This window comes from Nocardia kruczakiae NBRC 101016, from assembly GCF_001612965.1.
In the GTDB taxonomy this organism is placed as follows: Bacteria; Actinomycetota; Actinomycetes; order Mycobacteriales; family Mycobacteriaceae; genus Nocardia; species Nocardia kruczakiae.
Genome location: NZ_BDBL01000025.1, coordinates 1 through 20,738, shown reverse-complemented (window position 1 = coordinate 20,738; position 20,738 = coordinate 1). Strand labels below are relative to the sequence as shown.

Sequence of the window (20,738 nt, the reverse complement as noted above, 5' to 3'; positions counted from 1 at the left end):
TGTTACCGAGCATCGCACCGATGAGGATGTCCACGGCCGGCCGCGCCGGACGTTGGACGCGAACGAGGAGAACACCGCGACGTGACCCGCCCCGATGACCACAACCCGGATTCGCGACCGGAATCCGATCCGGATGCCACACCGGCGTCGGCCGGACCGGTCACCACACCGGCGGCGTCCGCACCGGATCCCGCACACGACGACCGGGCCGATCTCCGGTCGCACGACCGAGCGGTCCCCGACTCCGACGACGAACCGGACGTGGGCTTCACCCTGGGCGGCGACATGACCGAATCCGTCGCGTCGGCAACGGATCCGGAGGCGCGCGCCCGGGAATTGGCGCACGGGATCGCCCGCGAATTGGCGGCGGTCGCTCCCGAGGGCTGGCACGAGCTGACCGCGGTCTTCGCCATCACGGTGGTGGTCGGCGGCGGCGAGGTCGTCTTCACCGACGACCAGGACCGCATGCTGCGCGCCGATCCGCCCGAGTCGGTCCTGGAACTGGTGCGCGAACACCGCGATCTGTCGGCGGCCTTCGCCAGCGGTCCCTGGTGGCGCCTGTTCGTCCGGTTGGACCGCGCGGGACATCTCCAGGTGGACTACGACTACGGCGACGAACCGTTCCCCGCCGATCAACTGCTGGCGCCGGAGGCGTATCTGGCCGATCTGCAGGCGTATCCGCGCGATCGGGTGCCGGTCTGGCTGGGCGCCTACATCGGGCACGGCGACCGGCAGTCCCGGCCGCCGGCGGTCGCGGCCCGGCAGGCTCGCGCCGATCGAGCCGCGGGCGTGGTGCCCGTGGTGTCCGACGACGACTTTCCGGATCTGTCCACGCTGTGGAGCCGGTGGGCGGTGATGGCGGCCGCCTTCGTCGCCGCCGGATCGCAGTGGGGGCCGCGCGTCTTGCCCTCGCTGGGCTGGTTCGAGGGCGCCCGGCGCGGCGGCAGCACGCTGTATCTCCTGCCCGGCGGCCGGGCCGTGCTCTCCGGCGGGGTGTGGGAGGCGCCGGCGCTCGATGCCTCCTACAACGGTGGCGCACCGCTGCCGGGGCTGTATTCCGGTGCACCGGAATGGGTGTCGAATTCGGTGCTCAATCCGCGCTTCGGCGACGGGTTGCTGTCGTTCTGCTACTGGTTCGAGGACGGGCGGTGGTATCGCGGCGAGTCGCCGTCGGCCGATCACCTCAGCGACGCGCTGCCGGGCGTGTGGACCGCGGCCACGGTCGCGCAGGTGATCGGTGGCCTGATCGACGGCGAGGCCGACGACGAATTGCGCTCCGCGGTGGACACTCTGGTCGCCGCGGCCGAGGCGAATGTGGTCACCCGCGAGACCCTGGTCGCCGTCTTCGGCGACGACGGCGGCTTCGATATCGACGGCGCTTTCAACCAGCTCACGCTGGCCGGTGCGACGCCGACGGGCCCGGCGCCGCTGCCCGAACCCGAGGCGCTCGAGCGGGTGCGTGGTCATCTCGGCGAGGCCGGGATCGAAACGGACGGATATCCGCTGGATCGGTTGCACGCGGATCGGATCTCGGTGGGCTGGATGGTGTACGTGCCCGCCGAACCCGGCGAGGTGGCGATCGGGCGGGCCGTGTTCTACGTCGCCGACGACGGTGTGCTGGAACAGTCCTCGTCCTCGATCGCGCCGTCGGTGTATGTCGAGGGTTTCGAACAGCGGTTCCGGGAGCGGCGCGGCGCCCTGCGAGCCGGATGACATTGGCCGCCGGTGTTTCACCCCGCGTTCAACCGCCGTTGCCGCCGGTGTTGCTCGCAGGTCGCAGCATGTTCGAAAGATGATGCGGGACTTGTTATTCGGCATATCGGTCGCGGTGCGGGACGACCTCCGGCCGGTAGCCGACGGGGTGAACGCGCAGCGTCCGCTGGTACCGAATTCGAGGAGCACGACCGATGGCGCCCGATCCGACTACGCCCGTCGCTACGGGTAATCCGTGGCCGGCGTTGAGTGACTACACGAAGAACCACACGTCCGGCAAGGATGCGTTGAAGTTCGAGCCGGATGTGGCCCTGGAGGTGGCCGCGGCCGCCGAGAGCACGATCGCCGCGCTGAAGACGTTGCAGCTCTACACCGACGACCTCACCGCCGGATCGCCGGTGTCGAATCTCGCGTCGGGGACCGCGCTGGGCAAGAAGTTCGGTACCGAGGCCACCGATCTGAAGACGGTCTTCGAGGACCACAAGACGATCCTCGGCCAGATGATCGACACGTTCATCGCGGCCGGCAAGGCCTACGGCAAGATGGACGGCTTCAACTCCGCGCTGCTCGACAACGTCAGCGGTAAACCGGACTACATGTGGGACGCCGACGGCCTGGACCCGATCGGTGATCCGCCGAAAGTGCCGGGGACCACCGACGATTTGAAGAACCCCGTCAACGCGATGGACAACAAGGCGGGATTGCAGTCGTTCCAGTCCTCGACCATCAGTCCCGAAGCGCCCGACTACATGAGCTGGTACGACCTGTTCCAGGTCGGCAACTACATCCGGGTGAACAAGGTGGCCGAGAATCTCGCCGACCACGCGGGCACGTGGTGGTGGATGGCGACCGAGGTGAACAAGGTGTACTCGGATCTGCTCAACAAGATCGACTCGGTGACCGTCGACAAGTGGAGCGGGCCGGGTAAGGAGACCGCGGTGGCGGCGGTGCAGGCCTACGGCAAGAGCATCCCGGGGCTGTCCACCGCGATCAGGGGCACCGGTGATCTGCTCGTCTACAGCTCGGGGTGGTTGAACGAGACCCAGTACTGCATGCCGCCGAACAACGATGCCGACGCGAAGACGCAGCAGCAGTGGATCCAGACCGTTCGCGACAGTTTCCGGCGCACCTATGTCTTCGGGATGAACCAGTCCTCGTCGCACGTGCCGGTACTGCCCGCGGCCGCCGCGGCATTCGGCCAGATTCCCGCCAACCCGTACAACCCGACCGGGCAGAACCCGCCGGGCAGCCAGAATCCCCCGGGCAGTCAGAACCCGCCCGGTAGTCAGAACCCGCCGGGCGGCAACACTCCGCCCGGTGGCTCGACCCCGCCGGGCGGTACGACTCCGGGCGGCACACCCAACGACGCGCAGGCCAAGGCCGCGCAGGAGGCGGCGGCCCGGCAGCAGCGGGAGGCGTTGGCGCAGCAGCAGAAACAGGCCGCGGAATTCGAGAAGCAGCAGAAGGAAGCCCAGCAGCAGCAACACAAGGATCAGCAGCAGCAACAGCAACAGCAGGAACAACAACAGAAGCAGCAGGAACAACTGCAGAAGCAGCAGGAGCAGCAGCAGGCGGCCGCCCAGCAACAGCAGCAACAGCAGCAGGTCATGTCCGCTGTCCAGCAGCTGATGTCGGCCGCGCAGCAGGGCGTGCAGCAGTTGATGCAGGCGTTCCAGCAGGTTGCCCAGACCCTGACGCAGCAACAGCAGCAGGACGCGTTGGCCAAGGCCGGGCTGGGCGATATTCCGGGGCTGGGTATTCCGGGTATGGACGGTTCGGATCCGCTGTCCGCCCTGGCCGGCGCAGGAGGCGGTGCGGGCGGCGGCGGTGGCGGTGTGCCCGGCGGCGGTGCCGGGGTGCCGGGACTGCCCGCGCTCAGTCGCGATCTGGCGCAGGCCTCCAAGCTGTTCCCGCGGGCGAGCACGCTCAGCACGGCGTTGAGTGCCAACACCGTGGATTCCGCGACCGGCCGGGCCGGTGCCGCGCCGATGGCCGGCACTCCGGGATCACCGGGGGCGGCCGGGGCGGGCGCGCAGAACCAGCAGGGCAAGGAACACAAGCGGCCCGCCTATCTGGATTCGGTCGAGCATCTCGAGGACGCGCTCGGCGATGCGCCCGTGGTCGTGAAACCGGTCGTCGAGAAATGACTCGCAGCTGGAGCTTCACCGATCTCGAATTCGTCGTCCTGTGGCGGCATTTCGGTGACGAGGGGCCACCGCGTCCGTTCGTCTACACCACCGACATTCCGCTGGAGGACGACTTCCAGCGCGAATGCACGCGGCTGCGCGACCGGATGCTGGCGCGGCCCGACCACACCCTGTTCGACGCGGTCCGCGACTGCACGCGCCCCGATCTCGCCGTCCTGGTCACCGGATTCGACGGCCACGATCCACACCGCGGCGAGGGGGCGGTCCGGCTGCTGGCCGCGCGTCGCGAGGACCGCGGCTACCTGCTGACCCAGCTGCCCGGGCGCACCCTGCTGCACGCCGGGGGATTCACGATGGTGCAGTGCGATCCGCTGCGGCTGGCCGATATGGTCGCGGACGCGCTGCCGCCGGTCGAAGCCGGCGTCTCCGGGCACATCCTGCTGCCGCCCGATCCGGAATCGGCGGCCGGAGCTGCCGAAGCTCACTACATATCGGCCGACAGCGCGGGCGGCGCCCCGCAACTGTGGGACAGCTACGACGAGCCCGCCGACGCCGCCGGGCAGCGCTTCCTCGATATCGTCCCGGAACGCTCCGGGACGATCGAAATCGCCCAGGGCGTCTCGCGTTTCGGCCCGCGTGGTCGTACCGTCCGCCATCTCGACTGGCGCGACCTGCCCGGCGACGGCCGCTACGTGATCCAGGCGGGCCCGCCACGCACCGCCACCGGCGTGGACCGGCGGGGACTGATCGCCGCCGTCAACGCCGAGATCATCACCGTCGTCCGCGCGATCAAGGACGAGCGCGTCTGAGCCCGCGGCCGAACGAGCCGAATGCCGACCGACGAACGAGGAGCACGATGTCCACCGCGACAACCAGATCGGGCGCGATAGCGGTCGAGACCACCGAACAGGGACTGCCGCTGCGCATTTCGATCGAAGCGAGCGAATTGCGCCGCGACCCTGCCGAATTGGCGGCCGAACTGCTCCGGCTGTGCTCGCGCGCGGCCGATCGGGCCGGACTCGCGCGGCGCCGCCAACTCGCCGAGGCCGGAGTGAGCAGCGATCTGCTCGCCTTGACCGGACTCCCCACGGCGGAGCAGGTCGAACGGCAGGAACTGATCGACGAGCAGGAGTACGACACGGAACCGCAGAGCTGGCTGAGGTCGGTGGAGTGGTAGCCCACAATGCCGGAGACGACGCCAACGAGGGCGAGCCGATGACGAATCCGCCCGACCCGACCGGTGTTTCGGTGATGGACGAGTTGGTCGCCCGCACGGAGCGGCAGCTGGAACGCATGCGCGACCTCGGCGACCGGATGGCGGCTGTACGCGCTCGCGAAACTTCACCGGACGGTGCCGTCACGGTGGAGGTGGACGGTAACGGGGCATTGCTCGATCTCATTTTCTCACCGCTGGTGAATCGGCTCACCCCGGCGGAATTCGAGCAGGTGGTAGTGTCCACCGCGCGCAGCGCCGCCGCCCGGGCGTTCGCGCAACGCGGTGAACTGGTCGCCGCATTCAACGAGGAGAACGGCGCGGGTACGCGCGAGATTCACTGACGCGTAACGCGTTCTTAAGCTGCGCGCGTGCCAATCTACGTCGTCGCCTGTTGCAATTGCTCGGTAGATGTTCGATCCGCCGGTTACGCGAGCGCGAATCGGCTTACCGGGCAGGGGCTTTCAGATGGGCGAGTTGGTAGCAGTACCGGAGGCGATCCGTCGCTACGGGGACACGGCGGCCGCGATGGCCACCGAAACCCTCTCCGCGGGCACAGTGAACCAGGCGGTGGCGATCGCCGCGGCCGTTCCGGTCTTCGGATTGATCGGCCAGGACTTCCTCGCGACATACGCGCTGGCACAGGCCAATCACCTGAGTTCGGTCGCGGAGCTGGCGACCGTGCACGCCGGAACCGCGGTCACCGCGCATCAGAGTGCCGCCACCTACGCGACCACCGACCAGGACAACGCCGACCTGCTCGGCGGAATCGGTCGCGCGTGATGGAACCGGGCCTGGACCGGTCGATCGTCGACCTGTTGCGCCAGAGCGCGATGGGGTCGATCGTGGACCGGCCGGTCAACGACGTACTGCGGGACATGGGGCTGCCGGGCCTGCCACAGCTGCCGCCGGCGCCACCGCTGCCGCAACTACCGCCGCTGCCGGTGCTCGACCTGCACGCGCTGACCAAGCCGATCACGGATCTGGCCAGCAGCTTCGGAACCGGCAAACTCGGCTCCGGCCCGGGCGCGGACCCGACGCAGGTGCTCTCCCAGGTGTCGGCCGTCTTGCAGACCGTCGTTCAACTGGGCACCACCGCGATGCAGACGGCGATGTCGCTGTGGCAGGGCGCGGGCGCGTTGTCGGCAGCGGCCAAATCGACCCAGGCGGCCGCCGACGGAACCGCGGTGGCGGGGCAGGGGGCGCAGATGTCGCTCGGCACCACCGCCGCGGCCGGCAGCGTCTTCACCGGTAATGCGCTGATGACGGGCATCACCTCGCAGTATCTGACCACGCTCGCGGCGGCGGCCCCGTTCATCGTGACCCCGCCGGGGCAGGTGTTCGTGCTGGCGATGTCGGCTCAGACGCTGGCCGAGGCGCTCGCCGTGGTCACCAAGACGCGAGTCGAATTGACCGCGCACAGCGCGAAGATGGCGCACACCGGGCAGAAGGTCAAGATCACCAATGTGCCGCACGGGGTGTCGAATGTCGCCGCGCAGCGGGTGCCGGTGCCGCAGTCCTCGCTGAAGTCCGTGGCCGGGACCACGTCCCGGCTCAGCGCTACCCCGTCCGGCATGTCACTGGCCACCGGCGCGTCGAGTTCGGGCGGCGCCGCGGGCACTGCGACGCAATATGTTTCGCAGGCACTGCAGATGGTGCAATCGTTGTCGGCCGTCGGCGGGGCGGGCGCGCAGGCGGCCACGAACCTCACCGGCCGCGCCGCGAAACCGATCGCGGCGCCGGTTCCGCCGTCGGGCGGAGCCCCGGCCGCCACCGGATCCGGAGCCGGCGCGCCCGGCGGAATCGGCGCACCGGCCGCCGGTGCACCCGAGATGTCGTCGCCGCTGCAGGCCGCGCGCACCCCGTCGATCATGACGGAGGCGGCCGTCACCGCGAGCACCGAATCCGCGATCGCCTCGACCGGCACGACCGGCGGCCCGGGCATGATGCCGATGACGCCGGGAGCGGGTGCCGCCGGAATGGCGCGTGCCGCTTCGGATTCCGGCAGCGCGAGCGAGGCGGTGCGCGGTCAGCTCGTCACGGCCGCCCACGGTAACGACGTCGTGGGTGATATCGCCGGAGTCTCCCTTCCCGTGGTCGGTGCCGCCGACGCGGTCACGACCACCCCGGACACCGAGCCACCGGACAAAGCCCTCACCCTCTAGGAGTTCGCGATGGAATTCGATCCCGTAGTCGCGGCGCGCACCGCCGCCGATCTCGACGCACTCGCCGACCGTCTGGAGGCGGGCCTGCGGGCCGACACTCCGGCGCTGTCAGTCGCCGCACCCGGTGTCGACGAGGTGTCGCGGCGCGCGGCGACGACGCTGACCGAGGTCGGCGCGTCGTTCGACTCGTCCGGCAATCTCGGCGTGCAGGAGCTGCGCAAACTGGCCGCCACCCTCCGGGCGCAGTCGCGCGGGTTGTCCCGGATGGACAGCGACAACGCCGCCGACCTCGGCGCCACGGCCTGATCGGGGCACGACGACATGGTCGAACCGCCGGGTGACGGCTTCACCGGGGTGGTCTGGGAAGCCAGGCCCACCGAGCGGCTGGCGCGGGAGTTGACGACGGGTCCGGGCTCGGTGCCGATGGCCGAGGCCGCCTCCGCCTGGGGACGCCTGGCCGCGAATTTCGGTGCCGCCGTGCTGGATTACGACCGGATCGTCTCCGATATCCGCGGCCACTGGCAGTCCGACCACAGCGACGAGGTGCTGGAACGGATCGCGCGGATGCGGGATTGGCTGCTCGACGCCGCGACCGCCGCCGGGCGCAACGCCACCCACGCCGCCGAACAGGCTGCGGCGTACGAGGTGGCCCGGCTGGCGATGCCGCATATCGCGGAGATCGCGGCGCTGGAACAGGCGATGCACACCGTGCAGGCCATCGGTGCCGCGATGGGCGCGCCGCTGGTCGGCGCCGCCGCCGACATCAGCGCCGATCAGGATGTCGCCAAAGCCGGTGCGGCCCGGGTGATGCGCACCTACGAGGCCGCCACCGAACCGCTCGCGATGCCGTGGCAGCAGCTCGAGCCGCCGGTGCTGGCCACCGGCGACGCCCTCGCGGGGGAGCAGGCAGCCGCCGCGGTGGCCGCCGAATCGGCGCCCGCGATGTCGGCGATAGCCGGTATGCCCGCCATGCCGAACCTGACCGCCTTCGACATGCCGCGCACCCTCACCGGCACCCGTGTCCAGACCGTCGCCCGGGCCGCGCAATCGGCCGAATTCACCGCGCTGCAGGCCTCGCCCACGCAGACCGGCACGGCGACGGGCCAAGCGGTCCCCGCAGCGGCCGGCCCCGCCGCCGCGCAGTCCGAGGAGGAACGCACCGCGAGGGCCGGGGTGGCGGACGCGCCCGGCGTCGGCGAATTCGAGCTCGATGCCGGATTCGCGGCCGCCCCACCGGTTCTCGGTGGTGTCGAGGCGCCGCCCGCGACCGGAACTGCGAGCCCCGCGTAAGGAGAGTTATGGCGACCCTGACCAACGACGCCGTCCTGGCCGTCGCCGAGTTGCTCGGCGTGCAGACGTTGCCGCTGGTGCTCGAGGTCGGTCCGCGGCAGGACTCGATCGATGCCTTCACGGCCGCGCGAGCCGAGGCGTTGCGCGCGCTGCGCGGTGCCGGACTCGTGGACCGCTACGACGATGTCGACCCGGAACTCGGTGCGGCCCTGTCGATTCTGGCCCAGCCGGAACGCGAACTCGCGGCGCGGATCGTCACCGCGGCCGGTGTGTGCCGAGTGTCCGTGGTACGGCGCGGCGCCGGGCACGCGGTCGCCGTCCGAGCCGGTGACGAGATCGACGTCCGCACCATCTGGGCCGACGAGGACGGTGCGGCGCTGGCCCGCCCGGTCCTGGACGTCCTCGGCCCCGCCGAACCCGCGGATATCGCGAGCTTCAGCGCTGCCACCGACGAACTCGCGCAGCGACTCGACGACGCCATGGCGGCAACCGAATTCGCCGAGGCGCTGTACGGCTTGGACGTCGCGGAACGCGCGGCGATCGAATTCGGCATGGCGCTGTCGCAGTGCCACGCGCACGCCGAGATCGTCGCCTACGTGCACGCCGACGGCATCACCACCCGATCGTCCGGCGCCGTGGCGGTGTACGACACCGCCCGGGGCCGGATCGCGGCCAGTCCGGGCGCCGCATCCGACCAGCGGATGTGGACCACCTTCACGCCGGGATCCGATCACCGCGTCGCACAGGCGATTACGGCGCTGATCGGCACCTTGCCCGGGGGAAGGTGGATGCCCTAGCTCGCGAAATCCCGTGCCAGTGACCACCTGTACTACCGAACCGCATGACCGGAATACGCCGCATTACCGGAAAACACAGAGAGGGGCCAGACGATGGCCGGACAGCAGATCAGTAACGATGCAGCGAGTACTTCGCAGGCGCAGACGGATATGGCCAACTCGGTCGATCGCATCCGCGCCACCATCGCCCGCGTGACCGAGGCGGTCGACTCCGCCAAGCGTGGCTGGCAGGGCGACGCGTTCTCGGCGTGCAACAAGGCCGCCCAGGACTGGGACGAGGAAGCGGCCAAGCTGAACCAGATCCTCAACGAGATGACCGAGGAAGTCGGCCACGGCAACAAGACCTACACCGGCTTGGAGAGCGAGAACGAGAACGAGTTCCGTCAGCTCATCTCGCAGACCGGCGGTCTGACCAACCTCGGCGTCTGAGGCGAATCCAGCACAACCGTTCCACCGCACACGTACGAAAGGTAGTGACATGCTTTACGAAAGAACAGTTCTCCAGGAGCTTTCCGACCTGCTGAACGGCTTCCACAAGGACCTGCAGTCCGAGGCGAGCAACCTGCAGGACTGCGCGGCCAAGCTGGCCCAGGCCTGGGAGGGCAACGCCGGTCTCGAGGCGTTCCAGAAGTCGAAGCAGAAGTGGGACCAGCAGTTCGGTGACATCAACGGCGACAGCGACCCCAGCACCGCCATGGGCAAGGTGTCGGCGCTGTCCAAGGCCGTCTCGGCCGCGATGAACAACGCGACCGCGGCCGACAAGGTCGTCGCCAACGGCTTCGGCGGCTGATTCCGACACTGCCGGAACAGTTTTCACCACAAAGGTCCCGCCCGATGTCCCAGATCGGGCGGGACCTTCGCCGTTCAGGCCGGGACCGCTGGATTCGCCCCCACATACCGCAGTTCCTCGGGCGTGGCGACCATGTACACGCTGGTCTCCCCGCTCTCGGTGCGTACGGTGACTCTGTTCGCGGTCACGGGGTCCTCGATCAGCGTGACATCGGGTTCGAAACCGTCGGCCACCGGTCCGTGCTGGCGCAGCACCATCACGGTGGCATCGGAGTGGTGTCCGCTCGGCGCGATACCGTCGAAGACCACCATGGTCGCGAACCGATACGAACTGGCCTGCTGGGAACCGGCCGACCAGGTCGCGAGCGTGAGCGCCTGCGGCATATCGACACAGCCGACCATCGGCCGCCATTCGTCGTGCCGATTCGTATGCACCACCACACTCGCGCCCAACGCGATGGCGCGCAGGATCACCTGTTTGGCGACCAGCGGTGAGCCGATCACCTCGACCCGGCGCACCTGCCGGCTCACCAGCGGCAGCGCCACGCCCTGGCCCGAGTTGTCGGCGCCGATGAGCTGTCCGCATCCGGCGATCGGCATCGGCACCCGATCCAGCGCGTCCGGCGGTCCGAGGTAGCTGTCCAGCGGCAGCGCCGGTACCCCGGTGCCCAGCGGCAGGCTGAAAAGCAATGCGCGCCGCTGCTTTCCGGGCAGCGGAATCAGTCCGGCGGAACGCACCCGGCACGGCGCGTCGCGAGTCGCGAAGCGTGCGGTGGCCGTCACGGCGATCGACGGATCGGTAGTCGCGGCCGCGGCGGTCCCGGCGTCGGGCACCCGCTGTAGCCGCACGGTGATCGTGGAGGTCACCGTCGGCGTCGACCACACCTCGGCGATGCCTCGCGAACCCAGAGCCTCGGGAGTCATGCGGTAGGTGGTGTGGTGAAAACCGTTGTGGATCAGGCTGTCCGTGGTCTCCTCGAACTCCTCCGGCGCCGCGCCGAGGGTCAGCTGGGCGACCGCCTGATTCATCTCGGTCGCCGAGAGCGCGACCGCCGACAGACCGCGCGCGGCGAGCCGGTTGGCCACCCGCCGCGTCGCCACGACCGCGGACCGCAAGGTGCCCTCCGCCCCTCCGCCCCGCCGATCCACGGCGGGCGCGTTGGCCAGCGGATCGAGCCGCAGGACGACCCAGACCGTCCGATGCGCCACGGCCGGCAGCGGTCCGAGGATGCTTTCGTAGGTGCGGGCCACCGCACCGGTGCCGGCACTGCGCGATCCGGTGCTGATCACGTCGATGGCGGCCAGCCGGATGTCGAACTGATCGAGACAGCGGGCGATCTCGGCGAGCGGCAGCATATCGTCGCCGAGCAGTCCGCTGGGGCTGAGCCGGGTCACCGTCCGCGGCTGTGCGTCGATCCGCAACATGGTGATGAGCCGGTCACCGTCCCAGCGCATTCCGTAACTTCCGCCTTCGGCCAGGGGAACATCGAATGGCGAATGTTGAACGGCGGTGGAACGATTACGAAACAATTGCCAACGAAAGGTAATTCCACGCGCCAGGGATTGTGCGAGAGAAGTACCGCGAATCGGCGTGAGCGCGACGATCGTCACCGCCGCGGCAACGACGACCGGAACCCACCACAACGGGGTGAAAACCCTGGCGACGAACGCGCCCACAGCCGCCGTGACCAGCACCGGAAGCACCAGGCGCAGGGGGAGCAGGTGAAAGAGCCAGAATTCGGTCGAGCGCAATTGCGGTACGTTCGAGCGGCTTTCGGGGGCGTTGGATGAATCGTCCTCGGACGGTGTGTCTTTATCTCCGCGCGCGGTGGAGTTCATGCGCACATAATGGACCGAACTCGTTCGGCTTCGCTAGTCTGTCGAAGCGCGGCCGGATACGGTTCGCGCATTCGAATCGGGTCATCGGAAACAGCTAGTGGGTATCGGGAGGCGGTTGTGCCGGCGCAGTTGACCACCCGTGCCCAAGTCAACGGTTACCGGTTCCTGCTCAAGCGCTACGAACACGCCCTGGTGCGGCGCGACGTGCGGATGCTGCACGATCCCATGCGCACCCAGTTCCGCTCGCTGGTGATCGGCGCCGTGCTGGGCCTGCTGGGGGTGGCCGGCGCCGCGATCCTGGCCTTCCTGCACCCGCAGGGATCCGTGGGCGATTCGAAGATCGTGATGGGCAAGGACTCCGGCGCGCTCTACGTCCTCGTCGACGGAACGCTGCATCCGGTGCTCAACCTGGCCTCGGCGCGCCTGATCACCGGCGCCGCCGCGTCCCCGGCCTCGGTCAAGGACAGCAAATTGACGCAGCCGCGCGGTCCGCTGCTGGGCATTCCCGGCGCACCCGGCGCACTGGCCGGATCGGGCGATCCCCGGCGGTCCACCTGGACGATGTGCGACAACCTGCTGCCGCCCTCGACGGGTGGCGGTGCTGCCGCGACGGGGCCGCTCACCACGGTGATCGCCGGGCCGCTGGACAATCCGGCCGGCGGTACCCACGCGGTGCCGGTGCGGGCGGACCAGGCGCTGCTGGCCACCCACGGTGGCAAGACCTTTCTCGTCTACGACGGTAAGCGGGCCGAGATCGATCCCGCCGATTCCGTTCTGATCCGCTCCCTCGGATTGCGGGATCAGCGCCCGCGCCCGATCGGCGGTGCATTGCTCGACGCCACCGAACCTGTTCCGCCGCTGGCGGTTCCGGAGATCGGCGGGCACGGTGCGCCGGGCCCGGGCAAGCTGTCCGATGTGCCGGTGGGCGGTGTGATCAGGGTCCACGGCGTGGACGCCGACGAGTTGTACGTGGTCCTCGCCGACGGCGTGCAACGGGTCACGCCGTTCGCCGCGGGTCTGATCCGCGACGCGAACTCGCAAGGTATGAACGAGATCTCGACGGTCCCGCCGGACCGCATCGTCGGTATTCCGGTCCTGCACCGGCTGCCGATCGACGATTTCCCGCAGCAGGTTCCGACCGTGCTCGCACCCGACGCGGATCCGGTGACCTGCCTGTCGTGGACCCGTGCCGCCGACGACGCGCGCGCCACGGTGACGCTGCTCGCCGGCCGGGCACTGCCGCTGCCCGCGGATGCGGAGCCGGTCGTCCCGGCGACCGCGGACGGCGCCGGAGATCGGATCGACGGCGTCTATCTGCGCCCGGGCACGGGGGAATTCGTGCGGTCGGTGGGCGCGGAACCGGGAGCGGTGAGCAACGGGCCGTTGTTCTACGTGGGCGACAACGGAATTCGCTACGGCATCCCTGATGCCGACACCGCCAAGGTCCTCGGGATGCCGAAGACCCCGAAGCCGGCGCCGAAGCCGATCGTGGAGGCCTTGTCGGCGGGTCCGGCGCTGACCCGGCAGGACGCGCTGATGAGTCACGACAGCCTGCCGCAGTGCCCGGACGCCGGCCCGAGCGCGATGGCCTGTGCCCGGCCGATCCCACCGCCGGGCAGGAACAACTGATCGCCACCGGCCGCCCGGTGGCGATCACAGTGCGGCTCAGCGCAATCCGCCGAGCACACCTTCCAGCGCCTTGGCCATGTCGGCGCCCTCGATCCGCATGAGCACGGTCTCGTCCACCGCCGACAGATCGATGGATTCATCGGTGGCCAAACGGAATTCGCGTTCCTCCTCGGCGGCCTCGATCACATTGCGGATGAACCGTCCGTTACCGGCGAGGTCCACCGCGCGTCGCTGCTCGCCGCTCTGGTCGGTCACCTGGCGCTCGTAGAGCTCCCGGCACGCGGCCTGCAGGAGTTCCAGCGCATCCTCGGCGACCTCCGAATCTCGTTTGCTCGCAATGAACTGACCGATCCGGCCGAGCTCCTCGGGTGTGTAGGACTCGAACTTCACGCGCTTGGCGAAGCGGGAGGCCAGACCGTCGTTGGAGGCGAGGAAGCGGTCGATCTCGCCGTCGTATCCGGCGATGATGACGATCAGCCGATCGCGGTCGTTCTCCATCCGGGCCAGCAGGGTGTCCACGGCCTCGCGGCCGAAGGCGTCACCACCGGACAGACCGGTCTGAATCAGTGTGTACGCCTCGTCGACGAACAGCACTCCGTCCATCGCGGAATCGATCAATTTATTCGTTTTTATCGCGGTGCTTCCCAAATGTTCACCGACGAAATCCGAACGCTTTACCTCTACCAGTCGATCGGTTTTCAACAAACCCAACCCACAGTAAATTTTCGCCACCACTCGGGCAATCGTCGTCTTACCGGTTCCTGGCGGGCCGGTGAACGCAAGGTGTTGTCCGCGTGGCGCGCTGGACATACCTTTCTCGGCGCGGATTTTCGCCAATTGCGCGGTGGCCTGGAGTTTCGCCACCTGATTTTTCACCGCGGCCAGGCCGATCTGCTCGTCCAGCTCGGCGCGGGCGACCTCGAGCAGGCGCTTGGCCCGGTCGCCGCGCTCCTCGGTCTCGACCTGTTCGGCGGTCGGCGCCGAGGCCGGATCCCAGCGGTCGGTGCGCGCGTCGATCAGCTCCTTCGAGGTCACCGTGAGGCGGTACTTGCGATCGCGCATGGCCTGCGTGTTCGCGGCGAAGTCGGGCGCCTCCGAGAACACCTTCTCGAACAGGGCCTGGGCCTCGTCCTCGCGGCCCATCTCGCGCAGGCACAACCCGCGGCAGAACCGGGCGGTGGTGGCGGCGGCCGGAATCGGGCCGTTCTCGGCGGCCTCCATCCGGCGGATCGCCTCGCCGAACAGGCCGAGCTGCGCGCAGGCCGTGCCGACCATCACGTGCGCACCGGCGGCCAGGTAGGAGTCCTGCCAGTCCGCCGAACCGGCCAGCACCGTCATCACATCCGGCCAGCGCTGCGTCGTGTAGTGCAGCAGGCCGCGAACGTACTGGCAGATCCGGTCGTCGAGGTCCTGATCGGGCTGCGACAACAGGCCCGCGCGATGCCGGGCCAGCTCGTCGAGCACCTGTTCGGCCTCGTCGTAATCGCCGGCGGAGATGAGCTGGGTCGCCTGCGCCAGCCAGATCTCGGTGTACCCGGCCAGCGGATAGTCGATGTACTGACCCACCACGAACCGGCCCGCCAGCTGCCGCGGCGCCAGGCCGAGCCGGCGCTGCTCGCGGTAGAGGGTGGAGCCGCTGGTCTTGTAGAGGTTGAACACCACCTCGGGGGTGATCTCCCCGGCCGCGGCCCGGCCCAGCCAGGCGTCGCACATGCCCGGATCCCATTCGGTGGCGCGCTGGAATGCGAGCTTCGCATATTCGAGATCGGGCGTGGATTCCTGGCCGTCGATAGCGATACCCAATGACAATACGCCGGCATCGAAGGCGCGTTGTGCTTGGCGGTTGCCGGTCATACGGACAGTCCCCTAAACGCGTCAATGTGCTAATTCTCGCTCAGCATACCGGCTGCCGTGACAGCCGATCTCGGTTAAGTTTGGAACGTCGCAATACAGCGACGAAAATCGTAGGGAGTTCTGTAATCCGTGACCGAGTCGTCGAGCAGCGGCGTGGGGGCCGTTGACCCGGAATTGTGCCGAGTGTCGGTGATCGGCGGAAATACTCAACTCGATGTGGGCCTGCCCGCGACCGTGCCGGTCGCGGCGTACATCACCGACCTGGTCGAGCTGATCGATTCCCGCAATCCCGACCTGACCGAACACGACGAGGGCACGCCCGTGCGCGCACAGCACTGGACGCTGGCGCGGATCGGCCGCGACCCCATCCCGCCGCACCAATCACTCACCGACGCAGAGGTTTTCGACGGCGAGTTGCTGGTGTTGCGCTCGGTGACCGCCAAGGAGGCGCCCGCGCTCTTCGACGATGTGATCGACGCCGTCTCGCGGCTCACCGCCGAATCGGGAAATGCCTGGTCATCGACGGCGGCTCGGCGAATGGGATTGGGCGCCGGGCTCATCGCGGTACTGGTAGCGGTAGCGGTTCTGGTGTCCGGCAAGGGCACCGGCATCTGGAACGGATTCATCGCTTTGGGCGCGGGTGCGCTCGCCGCCGGCGCCGCCGTGATCGTCGCGCGCCGCTATCCGGCCGAGCGCACGACGGCGATCGTGTTGTCGCTGTTCGCGATTGCGCTGCTGGGCGCGAGCGCGGGCCTGCTCACCCCGGGCTGGGTGGGGTCGCCACACCTGCTGTTCTCGGCGGTGTCGGCACTGGTCGTGGCGCTGGCACTGTATTCGATGACCCGCGCCGGATCGCTCGTGGTCGCCGCGGTGGTCACCGGCGCCGCGGTGCTCGCGATCGCCGCGGCCGTACGGATGGTGTGGGACTTCGACATCGCGAAGATCGCCGTCGGCGTGCTGATCGCCGGCCTGGTGCTGATCACGATGGCTCCCCGGGCCGCCGTCGCCGCCGCGCGCCTGCCGGTTCCCCCGGTGCCGACCGCCGGCGGCGCCATCGACCCCACCGATCATGAACCCCGCCCGACGATCGCCGACATCGGAGTCATCGGCGCGACCGCACTGCCCTCGGCGGCGGGACTGGAGCGCCGCGCCCGGGCGGCCAACCAGTACCAGTCCGGAATTCTCGTGGGCGCCACGCTCGCAGCGGGTTTCGGGGCGGTCCTGGGCGCCGATCCGCTGGGCGGGGCGCGCTGGCAGGGGCTGGTACTGGCGGCGATCACCGCGGTGGTGCTGTGCCTGCGTGGCCGGGCGTACGCGGATCTCACCCAGGCGTCGACGATGATCGCGGGCGGCACCGTGGTGGCGCTGGCCGTCATCGCCGGTGCCGCTGTGACGCACGAGGATTGGCGTGCCATCGGTGCGGGACTGTTGCTGATCGTCGCCGGGGCGGTGGTCGGCTTCGGTGTCCTCGGACCTCGCGCGGATGTGTCGCCGGTGCTGCGGCGGGCGATCGAGATCTTCGAGTACCTGTTGATCATCGCCATCGTGCCGCTGTCGCTCTGGCTGATGGACGTCTACTCGGCCGCGCGGAACATCTGATCGGGCGATGACTGTGCTGCGCTACGGAAACAACAGTCCGATAGCGGGTTTCGTTCGCCAGGCCACTCGCCGATTGCGCGTGGCCGCTGCCGCGGCGGTACTCGGCGCGTCGCTGCTCGGGGGTGCTCCCGCGACCGCGGTCGCCCCGCCGGCGATCGACGAGGGCGCGCTCGGGCAGGCGCTGGCCGTCAACGCCAAGAACGGTCCGCCGGACCAGACCGAGAAGCGTGCGGTCTGCGCCGAACCGTATCTGACCGGTGCGATTCCGCGGGATCCGCCACTGCCGCAGCGGATTCTCGATCTGGATCGCGCCTGGAAGTTCAGTCGAGGCGCCGGGCAGAAGGTCGCTGTCATCGACACCGGGGTGAACCGCCATCCGCGCCTGCCGGATCTGCAGCCCGGTGGCGACTTCGTCACCGCAGGCGACGGCACCGAGGATTGCGACGGCCACGGCACCCTGGTCGCCGGCTTGATCGCCGCGCGTCCGAACCCCTCCGACGCCTTCTCCGGGGTCGCCCCGGAGGCGCAGATCCTGGCCATCCGGCAGCTGAGCCTGCAGTACGAGGCGAAGAACCGCAACAACGACGAGACCGGCAAGGTCGCCGCCGGCGGATACGGTGACGTGCTGACGATGGCGGCCGCCGTGGTGCGCGCGGTCGACATGGGCGCCACCGTGATCAACATCTCCGAAGTCTCCTGCACCCCAGCGGGTTCCGACACCGCCGACGGCGCACTGGGTGCGGCGGCGAAATACGCCGCCGACCGCAATGTCGTCGTGGTCGCCGCGGCCGGCAACCTCGATCAGTCCGCCTGCTCGGCCCAGAACGACACCAGCGGCTGGAACGGAGTGCGCACCGTCATCAGCCCGGCCTGGTTCTCCCCGTACGTGCTCTCGGTCGCCTCGACCGATCCGGACGGAGCGACCTCACCGTTCTCGATCCACGGCCCGTGGGTGGGCGTCGCCGCGCCCGGCCGCTCGATCGTCTCCCTCGACAGCAAGCCGGGCGGAACCGGCCTGGTCGACACCGAACACGGCGACGAGGGACCGCTGACCATCGACGGCACCAGCTTTTCGGCGGCATTCGTCTCGGGCCTCGCGGCCCTGGTGCGCAGCAGATTCCCGGATCTGAACGCGGCGCAGGTGATCGACCGGATCGAGCGGACCGCGCACAATCCCGGTGCGGGCCGCGACGATCGGGTCGGATTCGGGCTCATCGATCCGCTGGCGGCCCTCACCGCGCAGCTGCCGCCACCACCCGGACAGGCGGCGCAGGTGCCGCGAGCCATCGCGCCGCCCGACCCGGACCGCGGCCCCGACCCACTGCCGCGCCGGGTGGCGATCATCGGCTCCGGCGCGCTGCTGGCGCTGCTGGCCGTCGGCTGGGCCGCCGCCCTGCCGTATCGGCGCAGGCGGCCCGAACCGGCCGCCGACGATCCGGCCGCCGGATACCTGTCCGCCACCCCGGCTCCCACCGGGACCGACTCGGCTCGAGGAGAGTAGGCATGTCCACCGACGGATTCGTGCGCCGACCGCGGATCGCCCCGCCGCGCGCACCGGGCGGTGAGGTGGCGCTGACCGCCCCGCCGGAGATTCCGCGGCCGGTGCCGCCCGCGCTGCTGATGCGGCTCATGCCCGTGGTCATGGTGGTCGCGGTGGTCGGCATGATCGCGATGATGGTGATGATGGGGCGCAATCTGCTCGCCAACCCCTTCATGCTGATGTTCCCGATGATGATGCTGATGTCGATGGTCGGCATGATGGCGGGCATGCGCGGCTCGGGCGGCCCCAAGCGCGCCGCCGAACTGAACGAGGAACGCAAGGATTACTTCCGCTACCTCGACCAGGTCCGCCGCGATGTCCGCAAAACCGGTGGCGCACAGCTGCAATCGCTGATCTGGAGCCATCCGGAACCGGCCGATCTGCGGGCCGTGGCCGGTACCCGCCGGATGTGGGAACGCCGGCCCAACGACCCGGATTTCGGGCATGTGCGCGTCGGCGTCGGCAGTCACCGGCTGGCCACCAAACTGGCCCGCCCCGAAACCGGTCCGCTCGAGGACCTCGAGCCGGTGTCCACGGTGGCGCTGCGCCGCTTCGTGCGCACCCATTCGGTGGTGCACGGCCTGCCCACGGCCCTGTCGTTGCGGGCGTTCCCGGCGATCAACATCGAGGGCCGCCCGGACGAGACGCGCATGCTGGTGCGCGCCATGCTGATGGAATACGTGACCTTCCACGGCCCCGACCACGCCGCGGTCGCGATCATCTGCGCAGACCCGGATGCCGAGGCCTGGTCCTGGGCGAAATGGCTTCCGCACCTGCAACATCCGGTCGACCGCGACGGCATGGGGGCGGCTCGGATGATGTACCGGTCGCTGGCCGAACTGGAGACCTCCATGGCGGCCGAACTGCTCGAGCGCGGCCGGTTCATGCGCAACGCGCAGCCCACCGCCGGGCGCATCCACCTGCTGGTCATCATCGACGACGGCTACGTCAGCGGAACCGAGCGGATCGTCAGCGACGCCGGGCTGGATTCGGTGACCGTGCTCGACCTGACCGCGCCGCAGGCGGGACTCGCGGTGCGCCGTGGTCTGCAGCTGGTGGTCGCCGACGGTACCGTCGCCGCGAGATCCGCCGCGGGCGTGGAACAGTTCGCCACCTCCGACCCGGTGTCCATCGCCGAAGCACAGACCCTGGCGCGGGCGCTGGCCCGTTACCGGGTCGCCACCGCGGCCCAGATCGTGAGCCTCGGCGACGAATCGCGAGCCGTGCCCGGCCTGATGGAACTGCTGAAGATTCCCGACGCCGCGCAGATCGATCCGGCGTCGGTGTGGCGCCCGCGCAACGATCGCGAGCGGCTGCGGGTCCCGATCGGCATCACTCCCGACGGCACGCCGGTCGAGATCGACATCAAGGAGTCGGCCGAGAACGGTATGGGCCCGCACGGATTGTGCATCGGCGCAACGGGTTCGGGTAAGTCCGAATTCCTGCGCACCCTGGTGCTGTCCATGGTGACGACCCATTCGCCGGATCAGCTGAACATGGTGCTGGTCGACTTCAAGGGCGGCGCGACCTTCCTCGGACTGGAATCGCTCGCGCACGTCGCCGCGGTGATCACCAACCTGGAGGAGGAGATCGCCCTCGTCGATCGTATGAAGGACGCGCTGTCGGGTGAGATGACCCGGCGCCAGGAACTGCTCCGCTCGGCCGGCAACTTCGCCAACGTCACCGAATACGAGCGAGCCCGCGCGGCCGGCGCGGCCCTCGACCCGCTACCCGCGCTGTTCATCATCGTCGACGAGTTCTCCGAACTGCTCTCGCAGAAGCCGGATTTCGCGGATCTGTTCGTCATGATCGGCCGCCTGGGCCGCTCGCTGCGCGTGCACCTGCTGCTGGCCTCGCAGCGACTCGAGGAGAACAAACTGCGCGGCCTCGACTCCCATCTGTCCTACCGGATCGGCCTGCGCACCTTCTCCGCCAACGAATCACGCGCGGTCCTCGGCATCACCGACGCCTACCACCTGCCGAGTGTGCCGGGTTCGGCCTACCTCAAGAGCGATGCGGACGATCCGCTGCGGTTCAACGCCTGCTACGTCTCCGGCGCCTACGAATCACCCGCGGGGAACGCGCCCGGCCGCACCGGCGGCGGGCAGCGGGGCGGCGGACAGGACCCGGTGGTCTTCACGGCGGCGCCGGTCCCGGTGCGCA

The 20,738-nt window shown here is 69.3% G+C and carries 18 protein-coding genes; 16 read left to right on the top strand and 2 right to left on the bottom strand.

Annotated features, from left to right (window positions below):
• Positions 1-81 precede the first annotated feature (81 nt).
• The 12 genes from NK1_RS18545 (at position 82) to NK1_RS18490 (ending at position 10,115) form a co-directional block, all read left to right on the top strand.
• Complete coding sequence (locus tag NK1_RS18545) at positions 82-1,713, top strand: hypothetical protein (protein ID WP_157104338.1); 1,632 nt, start codon at positions 82-84, stop codon at positions 1,711-1,713.
• 194 nt (positions 1,714-1,907) lie between these two features.
• On the top strand, positions 1,908-3,860 hold the full coding sequence (locus tag NK1_RS18540; RefSeq protein WP_157104337.1) for a hypothetical protein: 1,953 nt from the start codon (positions 1,908-1,910) through the stop codon (positions 3,858-3,860).
• On the top strand, positions 3,857-4,669 hold the full coding sequence (locus NK1_RS18535; RefSeq protein WP_063010277.1) for an ESX secretion-associated protein EspG: 813 nt from the start codon (positions 3,857-3,859) through the stop codon (positions 4,667-4,669). Before NK1_RS18540 ends, NK1_RS18535 begins: the two co-directional genes overlap by 4 nt.
• A gap of 47 nt (positions 4,670-4,716) precedes the next feature.
• A complete protein-coding gene (locus NK1_RS18530) occupies positions 4,717-5,037 on the top strand; it encodes a hypothetical protein (protein WP_036498233.1) in 321 nt (106 codons plus the stop codon).
• Positions 5,031-5,417: a YbaB/EbfC family nucleoid-associated protein gene (locus NK1_RS18525; RefSeq protein WP_245660650.1), complete on the top strand. Its 387-nt coding sequence runs from the start codon at positions 5,031-5,033 to the stop codon at positions 5,415-5,417. Before NK1_RS18530 ends, NK1_RS18525 begins: the two co-directional genes overlap by 7 nt.
• Positions 5,418-5,541: 124 nt before the next feature.
• Positions 5,542-5,856, top strand: coding sequence for a type VII secretion target (locus NK1_RS18520; RefSeq protein ID WP_063010275.1), 315 nt, complete (start codon positions 5,542-5,544; stop codon positions 5,854-5,856).
• A complete protein-coding gene (locus tag NK1_RS18515; protein ID WP_157104336.1) occupies positions 5,853-7,238 on the top strand; it encodes a hypothetical protein in 1,386 nt (461 codons plus the stop codon). Before NK1_RS18520 ends, NK1_RS18515 begins: the two co-directional genes overlap by 4 nt.
• Before the next feature lie 9 nt (positions 7,239-7,247).
• The gene (locus NK1_RS18510; RefSeq protein ID WP_063010270.1) at positions 7,248-7,544 is read left to right on the top strand and encodes a PE family protein; all 297 of its coding nucleotides are present in this window, start codon (positions 7,248-7,250) and stop codon (positions 7,542-7,544) included.
• Between the two features lie 15 nt (positions 7,545-7,559).
• Complete coding sequence (locus NK1_RS18505) at positions 7,560-8,528, top strand: PPE domain-containing protein (RefSeq protein ID WP_063010268.1); 969 nt, start codon at positions 7,560-7,562, stop codon at positions 8,526-8,528.
• Positions 8,529-8,536: 8 nt separating this feature from the next.
• A complete protein-coding gene (locus tag NK1_RS18500; RefSeq protein WP_063010266.1) occupies positions 8,537-9,325 on the top strand; it encodes an ESX secretion-associated protein EspG in 789 nt (262 codons plus the stop codon).
• A gap of 93 nt (positions 9,326-9,418) precedes the next feature.
• Positions 9,419-9,754, top strand: coding sequence for a WXG100 family type VII secretion target (locus NK1_RS18495; RefSeq protein ID WP_030513428.1), 336 nt, complete (start codon positions 9,419-9,421; stop codon positions 9,752-9,754).
• Positions 9,755-9,803: 49 nt separating this feature from the next.
• The gene (locus NK1_RS18490) at positions 9,804-10,115 is read left to right on the top strand and encodes a WXG100 family type VII secretion target (RefSeq protein WP_036498239.1); all 312 of its coding nucleotides are present in this window, start codon (positions 9,804-9,806) and stop codon (positions 10,113-10,115) included.
• Between the two features lie 74 nt (positions 10,116-10,189).
• Here the strand turns inward: NK1_RS18490 and eccE are convergent, their stop codons facing one another.
• Positions 10,190-11,953, bottom strand: a complete 1,764-nt coding sequence (eccE, locus tag NK1_RS18485; RefSeq protein ID WP_063906043.1) for a type VII secretion protein EccE — start codon at positions 11,951-11,953, stop codon at positions 10,190-10,192.
• 117 nt (positions 11,954-12,070) lie between these two features.
• Between eccE and eccB the strand changes: the two genes are divergently transcribed.
• Positions 12,071-13,582, top strand: a complete 1,512-nt coding sequence (gene eccB, locus NK1_RS18480) for a type VII secretion protein EccB (protein WP_063010264.1) — start codon at positions 12,071-12,073, stop codon at positions 13,580-13,582.
• A 36-nt stretch (positions 13,583-13,618) separates the two neighbouring features.
• On the opposite strand, the gene eccA is transcribed toward eccB, so the two are convergent.
• Positions 13,619-15,436, bottom strand: a complete 1,818-nt coding sequence (gene eccA, locus NK1_RS18475; protein ID WP_063010262.1) for a type VII secretion AAA-ATPase EccA — start codon at positions 15,434-15,436, stop codon at positions 13,619-13,621.
• Between the two features lie 129 nt (positions 15,437-15,565).
• On the opposite strand from eccA, the gene eccD reads away from it, so the two are divergent.
• The 3 genes from eccD to eccCa form a co-directional block, all read left to right on the top strand.
• Entirely contained in the window at positions 15,566-17,035 is a 1,470-nt protein-coding gene (gene eccD / locus NK1_RS18470) for a type VII secretion integral membrane protein EccD (RefSeq protein WP_063010260.1), read from the top strand.
• 7 nt (positions 17,036-17,042) lie between these two features.
• Positions 17,043-18,536: a type VII secretion-associated serine protease mycosin gene (gene mycP, locus NK1_RS18465; protein WP_084461170.1), complete on the top strand. Its 1,494-nt coding sequence runs from the start codon at positions 17,043-17,045 to the stop codon at positions 18,534-18,536.
• A gap of 2 nt (positions 18,537-18,538) precedes the next feature.
• On the top strand, positions 18,539-20,738 hold a 2,200-nt coding region (eccCa, locus tag NK1_RS18460), incomplete at its 3' end, for a type VII secretion protein EccCa (protein ID WP_063906042.1).